19 protein-coding genes and 1 pseudogene are annotated in these 19,410 nt (G+C 68.9%); 4 read left to right on the top strand and 16 right to left on the bottom strand.

Annotation, left to right across the window (positions count from 1 at the left end; all coding sequences use genetic code 11):
• From AC1DWT_RS20280 to AC1DWT_RS20270, 3 genes and pseudogenes are all read right to left on the bottom strand, one after another.
• A pseudogene (locus tag AC1DWT_RS20280) lies at window positions 1–235 on the bottom strand (hypothetical protein); the annotation flags it as partial.
• 49 nt (window positions 236–284) lie between these two features.
• Window positions 285–437 carry a hypothetical protein gene (locus AC1DWT_RS20275; RefSeq protein WP_192581740.1) on the bottom strand — a complete coding sequence of 51 codons (153 nt, stop codon included), beginning with the start codon at window positions 435–437 and terminating at the stop codon, window positions 285–287.
• Window positions 438–786: 349 nt separating this feature from the next.
• Complete coding sequence (locus AC1DWT_RS20270) at window positions 787–1,245, bottom strand: Fur family transcriptional regulator (protein ID WP_072938085.1); 459 nt, start codon at window positions 1,243–1,245, stop codon at window positions 787–789.
• A 93-nt stretch (window positions 1,246–1,338) separates the two neighbouring features.
• Between AC1DWT_RS20270 and AC1DWT_RS20265 the strand changes: the two genes are divergently transcribed.
• Both AC1DWT_RS20265 and AC1DWT_RS20260 read left to right on the top strand, forming a co-directional pair.
• Window positions 1,339–1,650, top strand: coding sequence for an ArsR/SmtB family transcription factor (locus tag AC1DWT_RS20265; protein ID WP_095862950.1), 312 nt, complete (start codon window positions 1,339–1,341; stop codon window positions 1,648–1,650).
• The gene (locus AC1DWT_RS20260) at window positions 1,647–2,057 is read left to right on the top strand and encodes an SRPBCC family protein (protein WP_095862949.1); all 411 of its coding nucleotides are present in this window, start codon (window positions 1,647–1,649) and stop codon (window positions 2,055–2,057) included. Before AC1DWT_RS20265 ends, AC1DWT_RS20260 begins: the two co-directional genes overlap by 4 nt.
• Window positions 2,058–2,069: 12 nt before the next feature.
• Here the strand turns inward: AC1DWT_RS20260 and AC1DWT_RS20255 are convergent, their stop codons facing one another.
• The 5 genes from AC1DWT_RS20255 to AC1DWT_RS20235 all read right to left on the bottom strand — a co-directional run bounded on the left by AC1DWT_RS20255 (window position 2,070) and on the right by AC1DWT_RS20235 (window position 8,375).
• A complete protein-coding gene (locus tag AC1DWT_RS20255; protein WP_095862948.1) occupies window positions 2,070–2,720 on the bottom strand; it encodes an acetoacetate decarboxylase family protein in 651 nt (216 codons plus the stop codon).
• Window positions 2,704–4,416 (bottom strand): FAD-dependent oxidoreductase, encoded by a 1,713-nt coding sequence (locus tag AC1DWT_RS20250; RefSeq protein WP_477921935.1) that lies wholly within the window; start codon window positions 4,414–4,416, stop codon window positions 2,704–2,706. The genes AC1DWT_RS20255 and AC1DWT_RS20250 overlap by 17 nt, the downstream gene beginning before the upstream one ends.
• Window positions 4,413–5,903, bottom strand: coding sequence for a flavin-containing monooxygenase (locus AC1DWT_RS20245; RefSeq protein WP_477921933.1), 1,491 nt, complete (start codon window positions 5,901–5,903; stop codon window positions 4,413–4,415). The genes AC1DWT_RS20250 and AC1DWT_RS20245 overlap by 4 nt, the downstream gene beginning before the upstream one ends.
• Entirely contained in the window at window positions 5,900–6,493 is a 594-nt protein-coding gene (locus AC1DWT_RS20240; protein WP_477921932.1) for a TetR/AcrR family transcriptional regulator, read from the bottom strand. The genes AC1DWT_RS20245 and AC1DWT_RS20240 overlap by 4 nt, the downstream gene beginning before the upstream one ends.
• Window positions 6,494–6,584: 91 nt before the next feature.
• On the bottom strand, window positions 6,585–8,375 hold the full coding sequence (locus AC1DWT_RS20235) for a multicopper oxidase family protein (RefSeq protein WP_477921931.1): 1,791 nt from the start codon (window positions 8,373–8,375) through the stop codon (window positions 6,585–6,587).
• Window positions 8,376–8,520: 145 nt separating this feature from the next.
• On the opposite strand from AC1DWT_RS20235, the gene AC1DWT_RS20230 reads away from it, so the two are divergent.
• Together AC1DWT_RS20230 and AC1DWT_RS20225 are read left to right on the top strand one after the other, a co-directional pair.
• Window positions 8,521–9,459 carry a formylglycine-generating enzyme family protein gene (locus tag AC1DWT_RS20230; protein ID WP_477921930.1) on the top strand — a complete coding sequence of 313 codons (939 nt, stop codon included), beginning with the start codon at window positions 8,521–8,523 and terminating at the stop codon, window positions 9,457–9,459.
• An 87-nt stretch (window positions 9,460–9,546) separates the two neighbouring features.
• Window positions 9,547–10,452 carry a hypothetical protein gene (locus AC1DWT_RS20225; protein ID WP_072938095.1) on the top strand — a complete coding sequence of 302 codons (906 nt, stop codon included), beginning with the start codon at window positions 9,547–9,549 and terminating at the stop codon, window positions 10,450–10,452.
• Here the strand turns inward: AC1DWT_RS20225 and AC1DWT_RS20220 are convergent.
• The 8 genes from AC1DWT_RS20220 to AC1DWT_RS20185 form a co-directional block, all read right to left on the bottom strand.
• Window positions 10,399–11,064 (bottom strand): GAP family protein, encoded by a 666-nt coding sequence (locus tag AC1DWT_RS20220; RefSeq protein ID WP_072938108.1) that lies wholly within the window; start codon window positions 11,062–11,064, stop codon window positions 10,399–10,401. The genes AC1DWT_RS20225 and AC1DWT_RS20220 overlap by 54 nt on opposite strands.
• Window positions 11,065–11,152: 88 nt before the next feature.
• Window positions 11,153–12,274, bottom strand: a complete 1,122-nt coding sequence (locus AC1DWT_RS20215; RefSeq protein WP_477921928.1) for an alpha/beta hydrolase family protein — start codon at window positions 12,272–12,274, stop codon at window positions 11,153–11,155.
• A gap of 78 nt (window positions 12,275–12,352) precedes the next feature.
• Window positions 12,353–13,384, bottom strand: coding sequence for an aspartate-semialdehyde dehydrogenase (locus AC1DWT_RS20210; protein WP_095862940.1), 1,032 nt, complete (start codon window positions 13,382–13,384; stop codon window positions 12,353–12,355).
• A gap of 2 nt (window positions 13,385–13,386) precedes the next feature.
• Entirely contained in the window at window positions 13,387–14,652 is a 1,266-nt protein-coding gene (locus tag AC1DWT_RS20205) for an aspartate kinase (RefSeq protein WP_005248517.1), read from the bottom strand.
• Window positions 14,653–14,747: 95 nt separating this feature from the next.
• Window positions 14,748–15,719, bottom strand: coding sequence for a hypothetical protein (locus tag AC1DWT_RS20200; protein ID WP_477921927.1), 972 nt, complete (start codon window positions 15,717–15,719; stop codon window positions 14,748–14,750).
• Window positions 15,720–15,773: 54 nt separating this feature from the next.
• Complete coding sequence (locus AC1DWT_RS20195) at window positions 15,774–17,117, bottom strand: DUF1254 domain-containing protein (protein ID WP_477921926.1); 1,344 nt, start codon at window positions 17,115–17,117, stop codon at window positions 15,774–15,776.
• A complete protein-coding gene (locus tag AC1DWT_RS20190) occupies window positions 17,114–18,826 on the bottom strand; it encodes a SulP family inorganic anion transporter (protein ID WP_477921925.1) in 1,713 nt (570 codons plus the stop codon). Before AC1DWT_RS20190 ends, AC1DWT_RS20195 begins: the two co-directional genes overlap by 4 nt.
• A 12-nt stretch (window positions 18,827–18,838) precedes the next feature.
• Window positions 18,839–19,261 (bottom strand): DUF7144 family membrane protein, encoded by a 423-nt coding sequence (locus tag AC1DWT_RS20185; RefSeq protein WP_083395660.1) that lies wholly within the window; start codon window positions 19,259–19,261, stop codon window positions 18,839–18,841.
• Window positions 19,262–19,410 lie beyond the last annotated feature (149 nt).

The following is a 19,410-nucleotide window of genomic DNA, read 5'->3' as shown; positions in this document are numbered from 1 at the left end:
TCGGGAGCTTGCGGCCCTGGCGGTCCACGCCGGCGGCGAGGACATCGAAGGTGGCCGGTCGCCACAGCCGCGACAGCAGCCGCGCTTCGGCGCCCGAGATCAGGTCGAGCAGCCACCCCACCCGGGTGTCGACATCGTCGAGTCCGATCGGCTCACCGGTGATGTCATCGACCGCCAGGTACGGGCGGGTGGTGAACGAGAACTGCCGCAGCGCAGGCAATCCGGCATCGGCCATCAGCTGGCCCACCTCAACGCCATGATCGTCTCCCATCAGCTCCCCCACCCTAGACTGCGTCCCCATCCTCACCGACGGCCTCGACCCTAACGCCGACCACCGACACGTCACGCTCGATCCACGCCACCCCGAAACCCACGCCGACCGATCCCGCCACCACCCGCACCACCGCGAACCGGCCGGTGGCCGCGTCGTCACCCACCCGATTCACACCCGCTCGAGTCTCTCCCGTGGACCGGAACCACGATCCTGGTAGGCTCTGCACCAGGTGCCGTTGGCACGCCCACGCAACGTCACATCCTGATCGGCGGGTGAGGGGTCCTGGCCAGTCGAGCCGGACACCCAGCAATACAACTGCTTCCGCCCCGTCGGCCCGAACACTCTCCGGTGCAGGTCCATCCAGGTTGACGTCGCGATCCTCCCGGTCGAAAACTCGCTGACCGGAAACCTGTACGCCGAGGGGCCTACGACGCGGCCCCCTAGACCCCCACCCAGTTGAGAGCCTCCAGGTTGCAATCGGGTGAGGGTGTATCGGCGGGAACGAACCGGGATCAGGACAGGGCTGCTGCCGACCCGGTTTCGCTCTGCGCGTCGGCCTGGCACTGAGAGCAGAGCCCCCAGAAGACGACCTCGGCCTCGTCGATCTCGAATCCGTGGGCCTGCGAGGGGTCGAGGCACGGTGCCTCGCCGACCGCGCAGTCCACGTCCACGACGGTCCCGCAGCTGCGGCACACGAGGTGGTGGTGGTTGTCTCCGGTACGGGTTTCGAACCGTGCGGGCGATCCCGCGGGTTCGATACGTCTGAGCAGACCGGCGGCGGTGCACGCCTTGAGGACGTCGTATACCGCCTGGGTGGAGACCGATCCCAGCTCTTCGCGGACTACGGCTGCGATGTCGTCGACGTCGGAATGCGGCCGTACGGCAACCGCATTCAACACTGCAACACGTGGTGCRGTGACACGGAGGCCCACGCCGCGCAGCTGCGCTGTGGGATCCGTGCCGTGTTGCATGTGTTCCAGTATCGCGCCTTTTTGGAATTAGTCAAGAAAAGGATGTGTCGGAGATTATTGACATGTCGGAAATCTCCGACATAAGCTCGCCCCGTGCCCGACGACGACGTCTTCCTCGCCCTCGCCAACCCCGTGCGACGGCGTCTGCTGGAAATCCTGGTGGACGGACCGCTCACCGCCGGGGAGCTCGCGGGCCGGTTCGACCTCAGCCGCCCCGCGGTGGCGGAGCATCTGCAGGTGCTGCGCCGGGCCGGGCTCGTCCGCGACGAACCGTCCGGACGGCAGCGGCACTACCACCTGACCGCCGAGCCGCTCGCCGACGTCGGCGACTGGCTGCACCCGTTCGAGCGGTTCTGGCGTCACCGCCTGCGCACACTCGCCGACTTCCTCGAGGAGGACTCGTGACCGACCGCACCACCACCCGGATCTCCGTCGACCAGTTCATCGCCGCGCCGCCGGCCAAGGTGTGGCGCGCCCTCACCGAGCCGGATCTGCTCGCCCGCTGGTGGGCCGCGGGCGACATCGCCGCCACCGTCGGGCACCGGTTCCACCTCGACATGCCCGGCTGGGGCGCCGTGCCCTGCGAAGTGGTCGAGGTCGAGCCGGAACGGCGCTTCGTCTACACGTTCACCGAGAACTGGACGCTGGTGTGGCGCCTCGTTCCCGAGGGTGCGGGCACGCGCCTGTTCCTCGACCACTCGGGCTTCGACCTCGACGACAAACGCAGCCGCGACGCGTTCGAGCGGATGGGTCCGGGCTGGCGCGACACCGTGTTGCCGCGCCTCGCCGGCGTCGCCGCGGAGATCGCGTAGCGCCCCGGGCTGTCAGCGCCTACGCGCGGGCCCGGTGGTCATCCGGCCGTCCGTGATCACGACGCCGTGATGCGTTCCCGGCGTAAGCCAGTCGGCGAGCGTGGGTCCGTCGGCCGCCACGTCCACGCGGGCGTACCGAAAGTGGCCGCGGAGCCGCGCGGACGCCGTCACGAGACCACGACCGTCGTCACCCGGTTGCGCGAACCCCAGCGCTCCGGCGATCGGTAGCCGCGGTCCGCGCGGCCGGGTGCTCGTGGTGACGCGCCACGCCCCGGACGACGCCTCGAAGTCGCCGTGCACGTCGCCGCCGAACTCGGCAGGCACCTTGGGCAGGCTCCAGTGTGCACGTCCACCGTGCACGGAGGGTTCCGAATCCACGGCGATGAACGGGACCGCCATGCGCGGCAGGACGCCGATACGACGCCCCGGCGCGCGGAGCACCGGGCTGGCGAGGATTTCCCGGTAGGGCCCGACGGGCGAGTCGAGATAGTCGACCATCATCGCGAGGGTCATCGGGACGGTGGCGCCGCCGGGTCCGAGGGCGCGGGCGGCCGCGGTGCTGCGGTGCCACCACAGCGTCGCGCGGACGGCCGCCGGCCACGGGGGCGGTGAGCTCTCGGGCCAGTCGGTGCGGTCGGTGGTCGATTCAGGCACGCTCCACATCGACTGTCTCCCTTCGGTTCACGACCGTCAGCGGAAGCCGCAGTGCGCCCGGCGCGTCGGCGGGCACCACCGGATTCCGGGGCGGTGACGGTGCGATACGTACGTATGGCTTGCCTGGCTCGGGCCGGGTGTCGGTCTCACCCCTGTTGGGCCACAGCGCGAACGCGCGCTCGGCCTGGGCGGTGATGGTGAGCGACGGGTTGACGCCGAGGTTCGCGCTCACCACCGACCCGTCGGCCACGTGCAGCCCGTCGTGTCCGTACGCGCGCAGGTAGGGGTCGACGACCCCGGTGTCCGGCGAGTCCCCGATGGCGCATCCCCCGAGGAAATGCGCGGTCATCGGAATGTTCACGACGTCGGCGACGGAGCCGCCGGGGTCTCCCCCGATCCGCGCGGCCACCTTCCTGATGGCTGTGTGCCCCTGCGGGATCCATTCAGGCGGCGGATCTCCGGGACCCGGACGGCTGGTGACCGCGCGCCCGAGTCGGCCCTTCCCTTTGGCGAGCTCGAGCGAATTGTCGTCGGTCTGCATCACGAGCGCGATCACGGTGCGCTCCGACCAGTGCCGCACCGACAGGCTGCGGGCGAACGCCCCGGGCCGGCGCAGCGCGACTCCCACCGTTTTCAGCAGCCGCGGCGCCCGGCCACCGCCGTCGCTGAGGACGGTCTGCAGCAGCCCGATCGCGTTGCTGCCCTTGCCGTACCGCACCGGCTCGATGTGGGTGTGGTCGTCCGGGTGGAACGAGGACGTGATGGCCACGCCTTTCGTGAAGTCGGTGTCGCGGTTCCTGGCCGTGGCCGCGAGCACCGCCTCCGAGTTGGTGCGCACCACCGACCCCAGCCTCGGCGACAACCGTGGCAGCGCACCGGATTCCTTCATCGCCAGCAGCAGCCGGGCGGTGCCGTACGTGCCCGCGGCGACCACCACCTGGTCGGCGGTGAACGTGCGCTCCCGCCTACGGATTCCGTCGGTGCGGCGGGTCCGCAACTCGTAGCCGCCGCCGGGCCGGGGGCGCAACTCTTTCACCGTCGTCAGCGGATGGACCCGGGCGCCCGCCTTCTCCGCGAGGTGGAGGTAATTCTTGACGAGCGTGTTCTTCGCTCCCACACGGCAACCCGTCATGCAACTGCCGCACTCGGTGCACCCCGTGCGGTCGGGACCCTCGCCGCCGAAGAACGGGTCGGCCACCCGCGACCCCGGTTCGCCGAAGAAGACACCCACCGGTGTGGACGTGAACGTCGTACCGACGCCCATCTCCTCGGCGACCTCGCGCATGACGGCGTCGGCGGGGGTGAACGACGGATTGGTCGTCACCCCCAGCATCCGCTTCGCCTGCTCGTAATACGGGGCCAGCTCCGACTGCCAGTCGGTGATGTGCGCCCACTGCCGGTCCTCGAAGAAGCGGCGCGGCGGCTGGTACAGCGTGTTCGCGTAGTTCAGCGAACCACCGCCGACCCCGGCGCCGGCCATGACCAGGACGTCAGGCAGGAGGTGGATCCGTTGCACGCCGTAACAGCCCAGCCAGGGTGCCCACAGGTAGCGTCGCAACCGCCAGCTCGTCTCGGGCAGTTCGTCGTCGGTGAAGCGCCTGCCCGCCTCGAGAACACCGACCCGGTACCCCTTCTCGGTGAGCCGGAGCGCCGCGACGCTGCCGCCGAAACCGGAGCCGACCACGACCACGTCGTAATGCGTCACGCGACGGTCTTCTTCGCCGTCCTGCGCCGGGATACGTAGTTCTCCCGGTCGAAGCGCTGCAACTGCGAGCGGAACTTCCAGGTGAACGTCGGCCACTGGACGGAGTTCCGGCCCTCGGAGTCGTAGTACCAGCTCGAGCAGCCGCCCTTGTTCCAGACGGTGGTCTGCAGTTCGGACTGGATGCGGGTGTTGTATCGGCGCTGCGCCTCCTCGGTGACCTCGAAAGCCGCGATTCCGTTGTGGTGCATCGCCGTCAACGCGTCGGCGATGTACGCGGACTGCGATTCGAGCATGTAGACGATGGAGCTGTGACCGAGATTGGTGTTGGGCCCGTACATCAGGAACAGGTTGGGGAACCCGGCGACGGTGGTCCCCTTGTACGCACTCGGGCTCCCGGCCCAGTGCTCGGCGAGGGTGCGGCCGTTCGCCCCGCGCAACGCGTGCGCCACCGGCGGTTCCGTCGGCGTGAACCCGGTCGCGAAGATGATGGTGTCGACCTTGTGCTCGTTGCCCACCGCGTCGACGACGCCGTCCGCTGTCACCCCGGCGAGTCCGGCGTCGACGAGCGTGACGTCGGGGCGGTCGAGGGTCCGGAGCCAGTCGTTCGACAGCAGCATCCGCTTGCAGCCGATCGTGAAGTTCGGTGTGAGCTTGCGGCGCAGTTCGGGATCGCGCACCTGCCGGCGGAGGTGCACCCGGGCCACCGCCTCGAACACCGGCAGCAGTCCGGTGGCGTGGGCGAGCACCCCGCCCAAGGCTTCCCGGAAGCTGTACACCGAACCGCGGACTACCTTCTGCACCAACGGCAATCGCCGGTAGAGGGCCTTCTCGGAGTCCGGCAGTGCACGGTCGAGTCGCGGGATCACCCAGGCGGGGGTGCGCTGGAACACGGTGAGGTGCTCGGCGACGGGCGCGATCTCGGGCACGAACTGCACCGCCGACGCGCCGGTTCCGATGACGGCCACGCGTTCACCGGTGAGGTCGTGGTCGTGATTCCACGTGGCCGAATGGAACGTGGTGCCGCCGAAGGTTTCCAGCCCGGGCATGTCCGGGACGCTGGGTGTCGACAGCGCACCGGTCGCGGCCACCACGACGTCGGCCGTCAGCGTTCCGCGGCTCGTCCGAACGGTCCAGACGGCCGCGTCGTCGCCCCAGTGCGCCTCCTGCAGTTCGCACTCGGTGACCACCCGGGACCGGACACCGGTGTCGGCCGCGACCTTCTTCAGGTAGCGATGGATCTCGGGCTGGCGGGCGAACGTGTGACTCCAGTCGGCGCTGGGGGCGAACGAGTACGAATACAGCGACGTCGGGACGTCGCACGCGCACCCCGGGTAGGTGTTGTCGCGCCACGTGCCGCCGACGTCGTCGCCGCGCTCGATGATCAGGACGTCGGCCTGCGGCTGCGTCTGCAGGATGCGCGCCGCCAGGCCCATGCCCGCGAAACCCGCCCCCACGATCAGGGTGTGTACGTGCTGCGGAAGATTCACGACTTCTCCACCTTCGATTCCCACACGGGCAACAGCCGCGCGCGTAGTGACTGTTCGGCCTCGGGGGTGCGGAACAGTGCCGACACCGCCAGACCGCGAACCAATTCGATACTGAGCTCGATGGCGTCGGAGTCGAACCGATCGCCGAACACCTCCGCCGACCCGCGACGCAGCGCGTCGGTGACCTTCCGCTCCAGCGGGACCGTCGCCTCGAACAGGGCCGGGTCGGTGCGGGCGGCCACCCACAGTTCGAGGGCCGCGTAGAACAGCGGTCCGGAGAAGGCGTCGGCGAGCACCTCGATGCCGCGGCCGGCATCCACTTCGGTGGCGAGGATCTCCTCCATCCGCTTGTCCACGAGATGCTCCACCGCGGCCACCACCAGCGACTCCTTGGTCGGGAAGTGGTGCAACTGCGCGCCGCGCGACACCCCGGCCCGCCGCGCGATGCCCTGCGTCGTGGTGCGGGCGTATCCGAACTCGACCAGGGAGTCGACGGCCGCGTCGAGCAGCTTCGTGCGCATCGCCGCGGTCCGCTCGGCCTGCGTGCGGGTCGTTTTGGCTACTGCCGTGTCAGGTGTCACACCCAGCACTGTAAGCGGAAAAAAGAAAACAGTCCAGACTGCTTGTAAATGCACCTGTGAGTACTTATTAACCGCGGGTCGTTAATAAGTACTCACGGGCCTACGGCACGAGGCGGTACCGCAGCATCATGTCGTGGTCCTCGTGGTCGAGCATGTGGCAGTGCCACACGTACCCCTGCAGCGGATGCGACGACGGCTCCATGTGGCCGCCACCGGAGTGATCCATCGTGTGCGCCGCMGACATCCCGAACGTGGCGTCCGGGTCGAAGCCGAGTTCGTCCGCCGTCGGGAACCGGACGACGATCCGGGTGATCGAGTTCGCGTCCGCAATCACGGTGTCCTTGAACCCGGACTCCCACACCTGCGGCGCCAGGTTCGGCCCGAGAACGAACGGGTCCGCCGACGGCGTCCACCGCACCCCGACCGCGGGTACCGGGACGGCCTGCATCAGGGCGTTCGTGTCGATCGCCTGCCGTCCGATCACCCGGAACGTCACCAGATGCAGGTGGATCGGATGCGGTTCGGGCGTGACGTTGACGATGTTCCACTGCTCGACGGTCCCCTGCCGGGGCATCTCGATGTCGTCGGTCGTGTAGCGCAGGTTGTTCAGCGACATCAGCGGCGACGGCTGACCCAGACCCTGCGCGAGCTGCATCACCGACACGTTGCGCACCACCGACGGCCGCGCGACGGGCGGGAGCACGGCGAGGCCACGGCTTCCGCCCCGCAGCGTCTCCGGCACGCCACCGGTGAACCCGGCGGCGGGCCCCACCCGGAACCGGCAGAACCGCGGCATGATTTGCACGCCCCGCTGCGCGACCTGCGCCGGGATCGGCTCGTCGTTGCGCAGTTCCACCGTCGTACCCGGGGCGAGGGCCCCGAAGTCGACGAGGAGGTCCACCCGCTCCCCCGGTCCGAGGCGGACGTGGTCGGTGGCGACGGGCGCGTCGAGCAGCCCGCCCTCGGCGCCGATCACCCAGAACCTCATCCGGTTCTCGAAGAACAGATTCCACACGCTGAACGACGCGGCGTTCACCATCCGCAGCCGGTACAGGCCGCGCGCCACCGGCATCTCCGGCCACACCTTGCCGTTCACCACCCCCACGTCGCCGGGGGTGGCGGCCTCCCAGCTGCCCTGCGGATTCAGCGGGTTGGAGCGGACACTCTGCCGTCCGTCGTCGGTGAAGTTCTTGTCCTGCAACACCAGCGGCAGTTCGAACTCGCCCGCAGGCAGACCGAGCGGGTTGCCGGTCTGACCGGTGTCGTACTCGTCGCGCAGCAGGTACATGCCCGCCAGCCCTGCGTAGATGTTGAGCCGGGTGACGCCCATCGCGTGGTCGTGATACCAGAGCGCGCAGGCGTCCTGCCGGTTCGGGAACTCGTGCACCATCCCCTGTCCCGGCCGCATCGTGTCCTCGGGGTGTCCGTCGAACTCGGGGGGCGTCCGTCCGCCGTGCAGGTGCAGCGACGTCGGGACCTGGGTGCGGTCCTGCTCGCTCACGCCGTGGATCCGCGTGTCGACGTCGGCGGCGAGGGGGTTGCTCGTGATGTCGTTGYGGTAGGTCAGTGAGGTCCGTTCGCCGACGTGCGCCTCGATCGTCGGGCCCAGGTAATCCATGCCGCCGTAGCCGAGGGCCGGGGATGCAGGCAGGTCGGGATGGAACACGTGCATCGTGCTGCTCGCGTGCACCTCGACGGCGGTCCCGCCGAGCACCGGCAACGGCGGCAACTGTTCCCGGAACGGCTGCAGCGGCGGCGAGGAGAAGACGAACGGCCGCAGTGGATCGATCCCGAACGGGTAGGCGCTCGCCGACCCCGCTCCGACGGCGCCGAGCCCGGCCGTCAGCGCCAGACCACGCACGAACGACCTACGCGGAATTCGTCCATCCATACGGTGGAGCCCCCTGCACGATGCGACCAGCGCTGCGACTGGAGTAGCCGACTCGAGTAGCCGACGGTACCCCAACCGTCGCCGCGCGCACCCGGTTTACGGGCGCACCGTCGCACGGCGGCCGTCGTCGTGCCAGTCTGACCCCATGACTCGTGCAGTTCCGAAGAACATGGCATGGATCCCCGGGGGCACCTTCTGGATGGGTTCGGAGGACTTCTACCCCGAGGAACGCCCCGTCCACCAGGTGACGGTCGACGGGTTCTGGATGGACTCGCACCAGGTCACCGTCGCCGAGTTCCGGCGGTTCGTGAAGGACACCGGCCACGTCACGACCGCCGAGATCGCCCCCGACCCCACCCAGTACCCCGGCGCGGATCCGGCGTTGCTCGTGCCCGGTTCGCTGGTGTTCACCCCGACCCCCGGCCCCGTGCCCCTCGACGACTTCACCCGCTGGTGGTCGTTCACGCCGGGCGCCGACTGGCGGCACCCGGAGGGTCCGGGCAGCAACGTCGGCGGACGCGAACGCCATCCCGTCACCCACGTGTCGTGGTTCGACGCCCGCGCCTACGCGGAGTGGGCGGGCAAGGACCTGCCGACCGAGGCCGAATGGGAGTTCGCCGCCCGCGGCGGCCTGGACCGGAAGCCGTTCGTGTGGGGCGACGAGCACGAACCGGGTGGCAGGCCCGGCGGAAACGTGTGGCAGGGGCAGTTCCCGTGGGAGAACCTCCTCGAGGACGGGTTCGCCGGGACGTCGCCGGTCGGCCATTTCCGGCCCAACGGTTACGGACTCGGCGACATGGCCGGCAACGTGTGGGAATGGACCACCGACTACTTCACCGCCGACCACTCCGCGGGCGGCAAGAACGTGGCACCCGCGAGTTCCTGCTGCATTCCGGCGAACCCCCGCATCGACGCCGCTGCCGCCCCGGACCCGCACGAGCCGTACGCGCGCCGCGTGATCAAAGGCGGCTCGCATCTCTGCGCGCCCAACTACTGCCTCCGCTACCGGCCCTCGGCCCGGCAGGGTGACACCGAGGAGACGTCGACCTGCCACATCGGGTTCCGGTGCATCGTCCGCCCGTGACCGGACCCCGCGTTCTCACCTGACGCGGATGATGACAACCCGTCCGAATCGGTGTTCGCTCGAAGAGTGCGGTCGACGAAACTATCTGTGGCGCTGGCCAGGGAAGCTCTGGCCGCGCACACCGAAACGGCAAACGGCTGGCTCCAGGGGACCCCGCCCGGGCGCACGGTCCGGCGCATCATCGACGGGCTGGTGGGGATCGAACTCTTCGACAGGTCGATGACGCTCGCCGCCAGGATCTTCACGTCCGTGCTGCCCGTGATGATCGCGGCATCCACACTGAGCAGTTGGAACGTGACCGCAAGCACCATCAAGACCCAGTTCGGCTTCGACCCCACGGAACTGACATCCACCTCCGGCGACGTCGACACCACGAACCCCTCCTTCGCCGCGTTCGGGGTCGTCGGGCTGCTGATGATCGCGATCAGCGGCACGTCCTTCGCGCGGGCCCTCGCCCGGGTCTACGGCAAGATCTGGAACGTCCCGTCGATCAGCCTCCGAGACGCCTGGCGGTGGCTCGTCGTCCTGTTCGCCGTCGCGCTGTCGGGGACGGCGATCGGCCTGGCCAGCGAGCTCACGAACGTCCGGTTCATCGGTCCACCTCTCGCAGTCGCCGGGGAGTTCGCGGTGTGGATGGCCGTGTGGACCCTCAGCCCGTACCTGTTGACGATAGGCACCCTCAAGGGTCGCGTTCTCTGGGCGACCGGGATGCTGACCGCCGCCGCGCTCACCGCCCTCCACGTCGGCGGACGCCTCGTCCTGCCCCGGATCACCGCAGCCGCGCAACACCAGTTCGGGCCGCTCGGCCTGGTATTCACCGCGATCAGCTGGCTGTTCGTCCTGTCCGTCGTGATCGTAGGGTCCGCGGTGATCGTCAAGGCCATCGCGCTCGACGAGGGCTACGTCGGGCACTACCTGCGCGGACCGGACGCGATCGCGTCAGAACAGGCCGCCGAGTCCCTTACCGAGGACGACGGCGCCCATCACGAGTAGCAGCACGCTCATCACGGCGGCGTTGTTGGCCTGCAGCCAGACCTTGAGGCTGTCGAGGGTCCCGCGCATCCTGTCGGCGGCCACGGCGTACGCGACCACCGGGACGAGGACGGTCGACCCGGCCAGCACGGTGTACACGAGAAGGGCCACCACCTGCTCTGCCCCGCTCACGCCGGCGGTGCCGATTCCGACGCCCGCGGACACGCAGAGCAGCAGGTTCTTGGGATTGATCGCCGCCAGCGCGAATCCGAGTCCCGTGGACTTCACGAAGTTCAGGTCGTCGATGGCCTGCATCCACTTCGGGGGTTCCGCGTCGGCGTTGCGACTTCGCCACTGCCGCCCCGCGAGCAGGAGCAGCAGCACACCCAGAACGACTTTCACCCACGACGCCGTCGCGGAAGGGCCGTCGGAGTCGGACGTGTCGACGCTGCCGGCGAGGAGCACGAAGATCCCTGTCGCGACGACGATGCCCAGGATCCAGCCGACACCGAAGCCCGCGCTCGCCCCGCCCGCACGCTTCGACAGCAACATGAGGATGACGGCGATGATCGGTATCGGCGAGATCGCGACACCCACCGCGAGCGGTAACAGTTCTCCGATGACTGAGCCCATGTCCGAACCGTAGGGTCGGGCGGCCGTGTCCGCCTCGCACGTCCCGGGTGAGGTGAGCGGCAAAGCGTGCTCGAGGACGCTTTGCCACTCACCTGGGGGACAGCACGCGCGCGGCGAACGCGAGGGAGTCCGGCATGGAGGCCATCAGCGACCCGCGATGGTCCTCACCGACGAGTTGCTGGAATTCGACGTTCACCCCGTGCTGCCGCATCTCGGCGAGCTGCGCCCACGTCAACGGAATCGGCACCGACGCATCGGACAAACTGTGCACCACCCGCAGGGGACGGTCGAAGCCGTCGACGGGCACCTGCTGCATCTCCCGGAACAGCTCCCGGAACCGGTCGTTCCACAGCGGCGCCGCGAACAGGTCGCCGACCGACGTGGGGTGGGCCAGCAGGTACCGGCCGAGTTCGCGGCTGCACGTCACCTTCGCGAACTCCATCAGGTCGAGTCCTGTCGGCGACAGGTAGCGCCGGATGTCGACCTCGGGACGCTGGTCGTCGATACCGGCGAGGGTCAGCAGTGCGTAGTTCACGATTCCGGTGGTCGGCAGAGCCGGAATGGCCGGACCCGCGGCCGGGAAGAGCTGGTCGAGGTGGGTCGGCGCGGCCACGGCGACGGCGCCCCGGAAGTCGAGCGCGGGTGCCCGCGCGGTGGCCTCGCGGGCGGCGAAGTAGGTCGCCTGCCCGCCCTGCGACAGTCCGGTGACGGTCCACCGGTCGGCGAGCACGTCGCCGTAGACCTCGTGTGCGGCCAGGACGACGTCGACGGCGTTCGCGGCGGCCGCCGGACCGTCCAGATAGGCGTTGACACCCGCTGTGCCGATTCCCGCGTAATCCGTTGCAGCGACGGCATACCCGGCTGCGAGCCACTGCTCGATCGCGGGCAGTTCGACGTAGTTGAACCCGGCGACGGACGGTGCGCACTGATCGGCGACACCGACGGTGCCGTGGGCGTAGGACACCACCGGCCAGCCGCCGGAGGGCGGGTCGCCGCGGGGAAGGAAGACCGATCCGGTCGATTCACCGGTCGCGGTGGAGGTACGGAGGGTGGAGTACCGCACCCGGACGCTGTCGCCCGCCTGGGCGGGGACCGTACCGGGGGGCAGCTGCTCCTGCGACAGCAGGATCCCGGGCGGCTGCGCGGAGACCTCGGCCGCGCCGGTGAGCAGCAGCAGAACCGCCGCCACCGCGGCCCCGACCACTCTCATCGGCCCAGTATCCACCCGCAACCGACACGTGAGCGGCAAAGCGTGCGGGAGCACACTTTGCCACTCACGTGGGGGGAGCTAGACGAGCAGTTCGGCGATCTGAATGGTGTTGAGGGCGGCACCCTTACGCAGGTTGTCGCCGGACACGAACAGCGCCAGACCGCGGCCCTCCGGAACACCCGGATCCTGACGGATGCGCCCGACCAGCGACGGGTCGCTGCCCGCGGCCTGCAGCGGGGTGGGGACGTCCACGAGCTGCACGCCGGGAGCCTTCGACAGGATCTCCTGTGCGCGTTCCACCGACAGCGGACGCTCGAACTCGGCGTTGATCGACAACGAGTGACCCGTGATCACGGGGACCCGGACGCACGTGCCCGACACCAGCAGGTCGGGCAGGCCGAGGATCTTGCGGCTCTCGTTGCGGAGCTTCTGGTCCTCGTCCGTCTCACCGCTGCCGTCGTCGACGATGGAGCCGGCCAGCGGCAGCACGTTGAACGCGATCGGTGCGACGTACTTGTTCGGGGCCGGGAAGTCGACGGCGCTGCCGTCGTGGACCAGCTTCTCCGCGTCGCCGATGACGGCGCGTGCCTGGCCCACCAACTCCTCGACACCGGCGATGCCGCTGCCGGAGACGGCCTGGTAGCTCGACACGATGAGACGCTGCAGTCCGGCCTCGTCGTGCAGGACCTTCAGCACCGGCATCGCGGCCATCGTGGTGCAGTTCGGGTTGGCGATGATGCCCTTCGGCGGGTTCTTCGCCTGCTCCGGGTTGACCTCGCTGACGACCAGCGGAACGTCGGGGTCCTTGCGGAACGCGGACGAGTTGTCGACGACGGTGGCACCGGCCGCCGCGAAGCGCGGGGCCTGCTCACGGGACAGCGTGGCACCGGCCGAGAACAGGGCGATGTCGATGCCCTTCAGGTCCTCGTCGGACGTCGCGGACGCGTCCTCGACGACGATCTCCTCGCCGCGGAACGGCAGCTTCTTGCCCGCCGACCGCGCGGAGGCGAAGAACCGCACCTTGTCCGCGGGGAAATTGCGTTCCTCGAGGAGGGTGCGCATGACGATGCCGACCTGTCCGGTGGCACCGACGACAGCGATGGTGGTCATGATTACCGTCCCGTTCCTGCGTGCACGACGGCTTCTTCGTCGCCGCCGAGCTCGAATGCATCGTGGATCGCCTTGACGGCCTTGTCCAGCTCCACGTCCTTGACGAGCACCGAGATGCGGATCTCCGACGTGGAGATGAGGTCGATGTTGACGCCCGCCTTCGCGAGGGCCTCGCAGAACGTCGCGGTGACGCCCGGGTGGCTCTTCATGCCCGCACCGACCAGCGACACCTTGCCGATGTGGTCGTCGAACAGCACCTGCGTGAAGCCGATCTCGCCCTGCAACTTGGTCAGCTTCTCGACCGCCCGCGGGCCGTCGGCCGTCGGCAGGGTGAACGTGATGTCCGTCTTGCCGGTCTCGACCTTCGAGATGTTCTGCAGCACCATGTCGATGTTGATCTCCGCCTCGGCGACCGCGCGGAAGACCTGCGCGGCGTAACCGGGGGTGTCGGGCAGGCCGACGACGGTGATCTTGGACTCGCCGCGATCGTGCGCGACTCCGGTGATGATTGCCTCTTCCACGGGGATGTCCTCCATCGATCCGGACACGATGGTGCCCGGCTTGGTCGTGTATGACGAACGGACGTGCACAGGCACGTTGTATCGGCGGGCGTACTCGACGCAGCGGAGCATGAGCACCTTCGCGCCGCACGCCGCGAGTTCGAGCATCTCCTCGAACGACACCGTCTCGAGCCGCTGCGCGTCGGGAACGATGCGCGGGTCGGCGGTGAAAATTCCGTCGACGTCGGTGTAGATCTCGCAGACGTCGGCCTCGAGGGCTGCTGCGAGGGCCACCGCGGTGGTGTCCGAACCGCCGCGCCCGAGGGTCGTCACGTCCTTGCTGTCCTGGCTGACGCCCTGGAATCCGGCGACGAGGACGATCGAGCCCTCGTCGAGCGCATCCCGGACGCGGCCCGGTGTGACGTCGATGATCTTGGCGTTGCCGTGAGCACCGGTGGTGATGACACCCGCCTGCGAGCCCGTGAACGAACGGGCCTCCGCACCGAGCGAATGAATTGCCATTGCGACGAGAGAATTGGAGATGCGCTCACCGGAGGTCAGCAGCATGTCCATTTCGCGGGCGGGTGGGGCTGGGCACACCTGCTGAGCCAGATCGAGCAGCTCATCAGTGGTGTCCCCCATCGCTGAAACCACGACGACGACATCGTTGCCGGCCTTCTTGGTCTCGACGATCCGTTCAGCCACTCGTCGGATTCTCTCGGCGGTTGCCACCGAGGATCCGCCGTACTTCTGGACGACGAGAGCCACGCGTTTCTACCTCCAGGTCGATGAATCTGTACTGGTCCAGCTGTTGAGCTTACCGGCGGAGTCCAATCTGATCCCGGGTGAGTCCGGTCGGACGCCTATCCGAACGCCGTGTTCGCGGCGTCCGCGACCCTTGCCACGGCCGCGCAGTTCGGGCCGTGAACAGTGACGACTGCACCCGCGTGGCCGAGCCTGCGGGTGAACTCGTCGACACCCGCTGCGGGCCGTGTGATGTCGATCGGCTCACCCATCGGGCTCGTCCACCGGCACCGGTCGCCGACCGTCTCCGGCTCGGCGGGAACAAGTGGTCTGTTTTCCTTCACCGGCGACATCGTGAACGACACGGTCACCTCGCTCCCGGGCACCCGATTCGGATTCGGGAACACGACGCAGTCGAACGGGGCAGGCGGCGACTCCGGATCGACGACGCGTCCGCCCGCCGTGGTCCCCAGCACGTCGAGGACTTCGCAGGGGTCGTGGACGGCGAGCGCCACCTGATCCGGGGAGCCGGCGTCGCGGGCGGGCAGCCCCGACCGCATCCTGTCGATCGCCGAGTCCAGCACCGCGTCGGCCAGCGGGCAGGCGTCCTGGCCCGCGACGGTTCCGGCGCGGACGGTCGCAGGCGGCCGTCCCACCTGTTCGTCGTCGGTTCCGAGGGGCAGCCGGAAGACACGCTCGCACGTCCCGCGGGTCAGGTCGGCGCCCGCACCGCGGTAGACGGTCACCCCGTCCACCGTCTCCGGCCGCGTCAGCGATGCGTCGGACAGCATCGACGGCAGCAGGGACACCTCCACATAGGTGGTGACGCCGTCGGGCTGCGTCATCAGCGCCGAGCACACCGGCAGTTGCACGGCCGACCCGTACTGCTGGACCGTCCCGGCGTGCCGCACCACCGCCTCGTCGAGCAGTCCGCACGGATCGGCGGCGCGGAGCTCATCCTCGACGTGGACGTGCCGCTGCTGGTCCGGACTCAGTTCCTGCAGCGGGGACGCTCCCGCGGTCCCCGACACGCTGTGCGCGCACCCGGACGTGATCGCGGCGCACAGGAGCGCCGCGGCGACTTTCTTCACTCGATCCCCCCTCGAATCGGCCCGAACACTACCGCCGATTCACTGTCTCCCGGATCACTTGGTCTTCACGATCGGCGGGATCTCGAACGTTCCGTCGAACACCTCGGCCCGGGGGCTGTACATCCGCAGCATCGGCCGGAATCCGGCGTCCGGTGTGGGCAGCCAGTTGGCGCGGGCGACCGGGTCGGCCGGGGCGGTCGCGCCGAGCGTGATGGTCAGCGAACCGTCGTCGGCGAACACCAGTCCCGGGGTGCGGTCGCCGATCGAGTAGCGGTCGAGGGGATTGTCGACGAGAAAGAACTCCGGGAGGTCGTACATGGTGATCGACCAGAACGCGTCGACGGGCGGGGTCGGCGCGAACGTGAGTATGTAGGTGTGTTCGCCGGACAGTTCGTTGCCTTCGCTGTCGTGGTAGATCGGCGCGTATGCGGCCTCGTAGCCGTGGTTGCCCCACAGTCCCGCCATCGCGGCGCCGGCCCGCAGTCCCAGTGCCTTCGAGCGGTCCTCGATCCGCCACTCGGGTGAGTTCACGGTGCCGACCTCGAAGAAGTCGTCGTTGTAGTCGAAGGCGTGGTACATCAACTGCCAGCCGTTGACGACCGCCGCACCGGCACCCGATTTCAGTGCGGCAACCAACGATTGGTGCCCGGCCTCGGCGCCCGCCGTGAGGACGGACGCGAGATCCGGCGGCGCCTCGAGGTACGGCGACGCCCCGGTCTCGAGCAACCCGAGTGGGGCGAACATCTGCTCGGCGATCAGGTCCTGCGCGGCGGGCGGGTACGCCTGCGAATACACCCGCAGCTTCTCCCAGAACCGAAGGTCCTCGGGGACGTTCGGGTCGGGTGCGGGCAGACCGACCACCTGCGCCTGGTCGCCGACAGGTTCCAACGTCAGGGCCGACTGCAGTGCCTTCACCCGCTCCAGATCGGCCTCGCCGTCGCAGGCCCAGCGGCCGACGATGGTGCCCACCGACGTGGGGAACGCGATCCGCGTCGCGCCGGCGGGGACCTCGCCGGACCACCCGGGGCCGGTCAGCAGATAACGGCCGGCCGCCGTTCCCGTCGCGCGTTTGCCGACGTACGCGAAATTGTCGGTCCACGCGTCGACGAACTGCAGCACGTAGTACGCGCCGCCGCTGTCGGGCACCCGGAGCAGTTGCGGTCCGTGGCCGAGGTCGATCTGGGCGATCGAGTAGACGGTGTCGTTGTTGACCGAGACGAACGTGTCCCGCGGCCCGGCGAGTGTGCGGGCATGGCTGAACGTGTTGAAGGGTCCCGCGTCGAGGCTCCCCATCCCCTCCGACACGAAGCGGTTCACCTGGTCGAGATCGAACACCAGCGGAAACCCGTACACCCACGCCTTCGCGGCGAGTTCCTGCAATTCTGCGCTGACGGTCACGAATCCTCCTCTGGCCGTTTCCGGCTCACATCGGCAAGCGCTTCCCGCACGGTCGGGTACAGGCCGACGGGTGAAGTTTCGGAGTCCGCCCGGCGCATCGTGTCGCGGAACTGGCCGATGTCGCGGGCCACCCGGAGGTCGACGCCCTTGCGTTTCAGGGCGTCCCGCAGTTGCCCGAGCATCTGCGCCGCACTGACGTCGATGAACGGGGACGTCTCCGCGTCGAGCACCACCGTCCTGGTGTCGTCGGTGCACAGTTCTTCGATGCGGTCCTTCACGTGATCGGCGTTGGCGAAGAACAATCCGGACTCCACCCGCACGACCACCACGTGCGGGGTGGAGGGCAGTTCGGGGTGGCGTTCGGCGTCCACCCACAGCGACCCGTCCTTCACGAGCGCCGCGACGTGCGGGCGGGAGGCCCGGTAGAGCAGCAGGAGCATGGACACGCCGATGCCGATGACCAGCCCGGGCAGGGTGTCGAACAGCAGGACGCCCACCATCGCCGCGAGAGCCGCCGCGAAGTCGGCGCGCGCGGCGTGGCCGTAGATGCTGCCCAGCCGCCTCGTCCACACCCCGTACAGCCCGCGGAGCGCGGCGATGTCGACGAGTTCGACGACGGCGGCGATCACCACCGCGGCCAGGGTCGCTTCGGGCAGGTTCTCGAAGAGGCCGGTGAGGAACAGCAGCGTGACCACGGTCAGCGCGGCGACGACGAGACCGCTGACCTGAGATTTCGCGCCCGCCCCTCCATTCACCGCCGTCTTGGAGAGGCTGCCGTTGACCACCATTCCCGAGCACAGCCCGGAACCGAGGTTTGCGGTGCCGAGGCCGAGAAGTTCCCGGTTCGGGTCGATCTCGTAGCCTTCCTTCGCCGCGTACGTCTTCGCGGCGCCGAGACCTTCGGCGAAGCCGATCAGCAGCACCCCGACCGCCGGACCCAGCAGGTCCACGTAGTCGTCGAACCCGACTCCGGCCGGCAGACCGAGCGAGGGCAGACCCGGATCGATGTGACCGACGATGTCGACGCCCCGGTCGTCCAGCCCGAACAGCGACACCGCCGCGATCCCGAGGAGCACGGCGAGCAGGGATCCCGGGACCAGCGGCAGCCAGCGTTTGAACCCGAGCACCACCACCAGGCTGAGACCGCCGACGACGAGCGTCACCCAGTGCGTGTCCCCGAGATGGGTGAGCACCCCCCAGGCCTGTTCGAAGAAGTTGCCCTTCTCCTTCTCCACTCCGAACAGCGCGGGCACCTGTCCGACGATGATGGTGAGGGCGAGGCCGACGATGAAGCCCTTCAGCACCGGCTCGGAGATGAACGAGGCGATGAATCCGAGGCGCAGCAAACCGGCCAGCAGCCCCGCGATCCCGGTGGCGATCGCGAGGACGGCGGACAGCGCTGCATACTTTCCGCCGTCCGCACCGGCCAGCGGCGCGACGATCGCCGCCGACAGGGCTGCGGTCGCCGACATCGGACCCACCACGAGGTGACGCGAACTGCCCGCCGCCGCGTACAGGATCAGTGCCGGGACCGCCGCGTAGAGGCCGACGACCGGTGGCACCCCCGCGATGGTCGCGTAGGCCAGTGCCTCCGGGACCAGCACCGCCCACACGGTCAGGCCCGCGATCACATCGGGCCTGACCCACCCCCGTTGGTAGTCCCGCAGCGAGCCGAACACCGGCCAGGTGCCGGTCACGGTACTCACCACGTCGTCATCGTCCTAGTCCCTGGCGGTGTCCCAGGTGGTGACCGCCCAGATCACGACGACGTCGAGTGCGATGATCAGAATCGACCACAGCGGGTAGTAGGGCAGCCACAGGAAGTTGGCGAGGATCGACAGCGCGGCGATGCAGACCGCGACGACGCGAGCCCACGTGGCGCCCGTCATCAGTCCGATCGCGCTGATGGCCAGGACGACGCCCAGCACGATGTGGATCCAGCCCCACGCGGTGGTGTCGAACTGGTAGGTGTACTGGACGCCGATGACCAGCAGATCGTCGGACGCGACTGCGGCGATGCCCTGGAAGAACGAGATCACGCCGACGGTCAGCAGCAATATCGCCGCTGCCAGTGAAGTTCCTGCTGCAAAACCCTGTTTCACAGGGCTGTCCGTCCTGGACTCCGGGGTAGTCGTCATGTCCATGCCCTTCTCGAAAGTGTGTTTGCGAACAGTCGAATCGTCCGACCCCCGGCGGTGGGAGGCATCATCCGCGCCGGGTGATCCTCATCTGCAACGGATGATGTGACGCCGACGCGCCGGTGCAAGAGTCGAATCGGGGCATCCCGGAACCC

This window comes from Rhodococcus sp. P4_B6 (assembly GCF_056402215.1).
Note: the sequence above shows the minus strand (reverse complement) of the source record. Positions and strands in the feature narration are given on the sequence as shown.

Excerpts from the sequence above, each read along its gene's own strand:
- AC1DWT_RS20255 (WP_095862948.1), bottom strand. The coding sequence starts at position 2,720 with ATGTGGAGCGTGCCTGAATCGACCACCGACCGCACCGACTGGCCCGAG.
- AC1DWT_RS20230 (WP_477921930.1), top strand. The coding sequence starts at position 8,521 with ATGACTCGTGCAGTTCCGAAGAACATGGCATGGATCCCCGGGGGCACC.
- AC1DWT_RS20220 (WP_072938108.1), bottom strand. The coding sequence starts at position 11,064 with ATGGGCTCAGTCATCGGAGAACTGTTACCGCTCGCGGTGGGTGTCGCG.
- AC1DWT_RS20215 (WP_477921928.1), bottom strand. The coding sequence starts at position 12,274 with ATGAGAGTGGTCGGGGCCGCGGTGGCGGCGGTTCTGCTGCTGCTCACC.
- AC1DWT_RS20210 (WP_095862940.1), bottom strand. The coding sequence starts at position 13,384 with ATGACCACCATCGCTGTCGTCGGTGCCACCGGACAGGTCGGCATCGTC.
- AC1DWT_RS20185 (WP_083395660.1), bottom strand. The coding sequence starts at position 19,261 with ATGGACATGACGACTACCCCGGAGTCCAGGACGGACAGCCCTGTGAAA.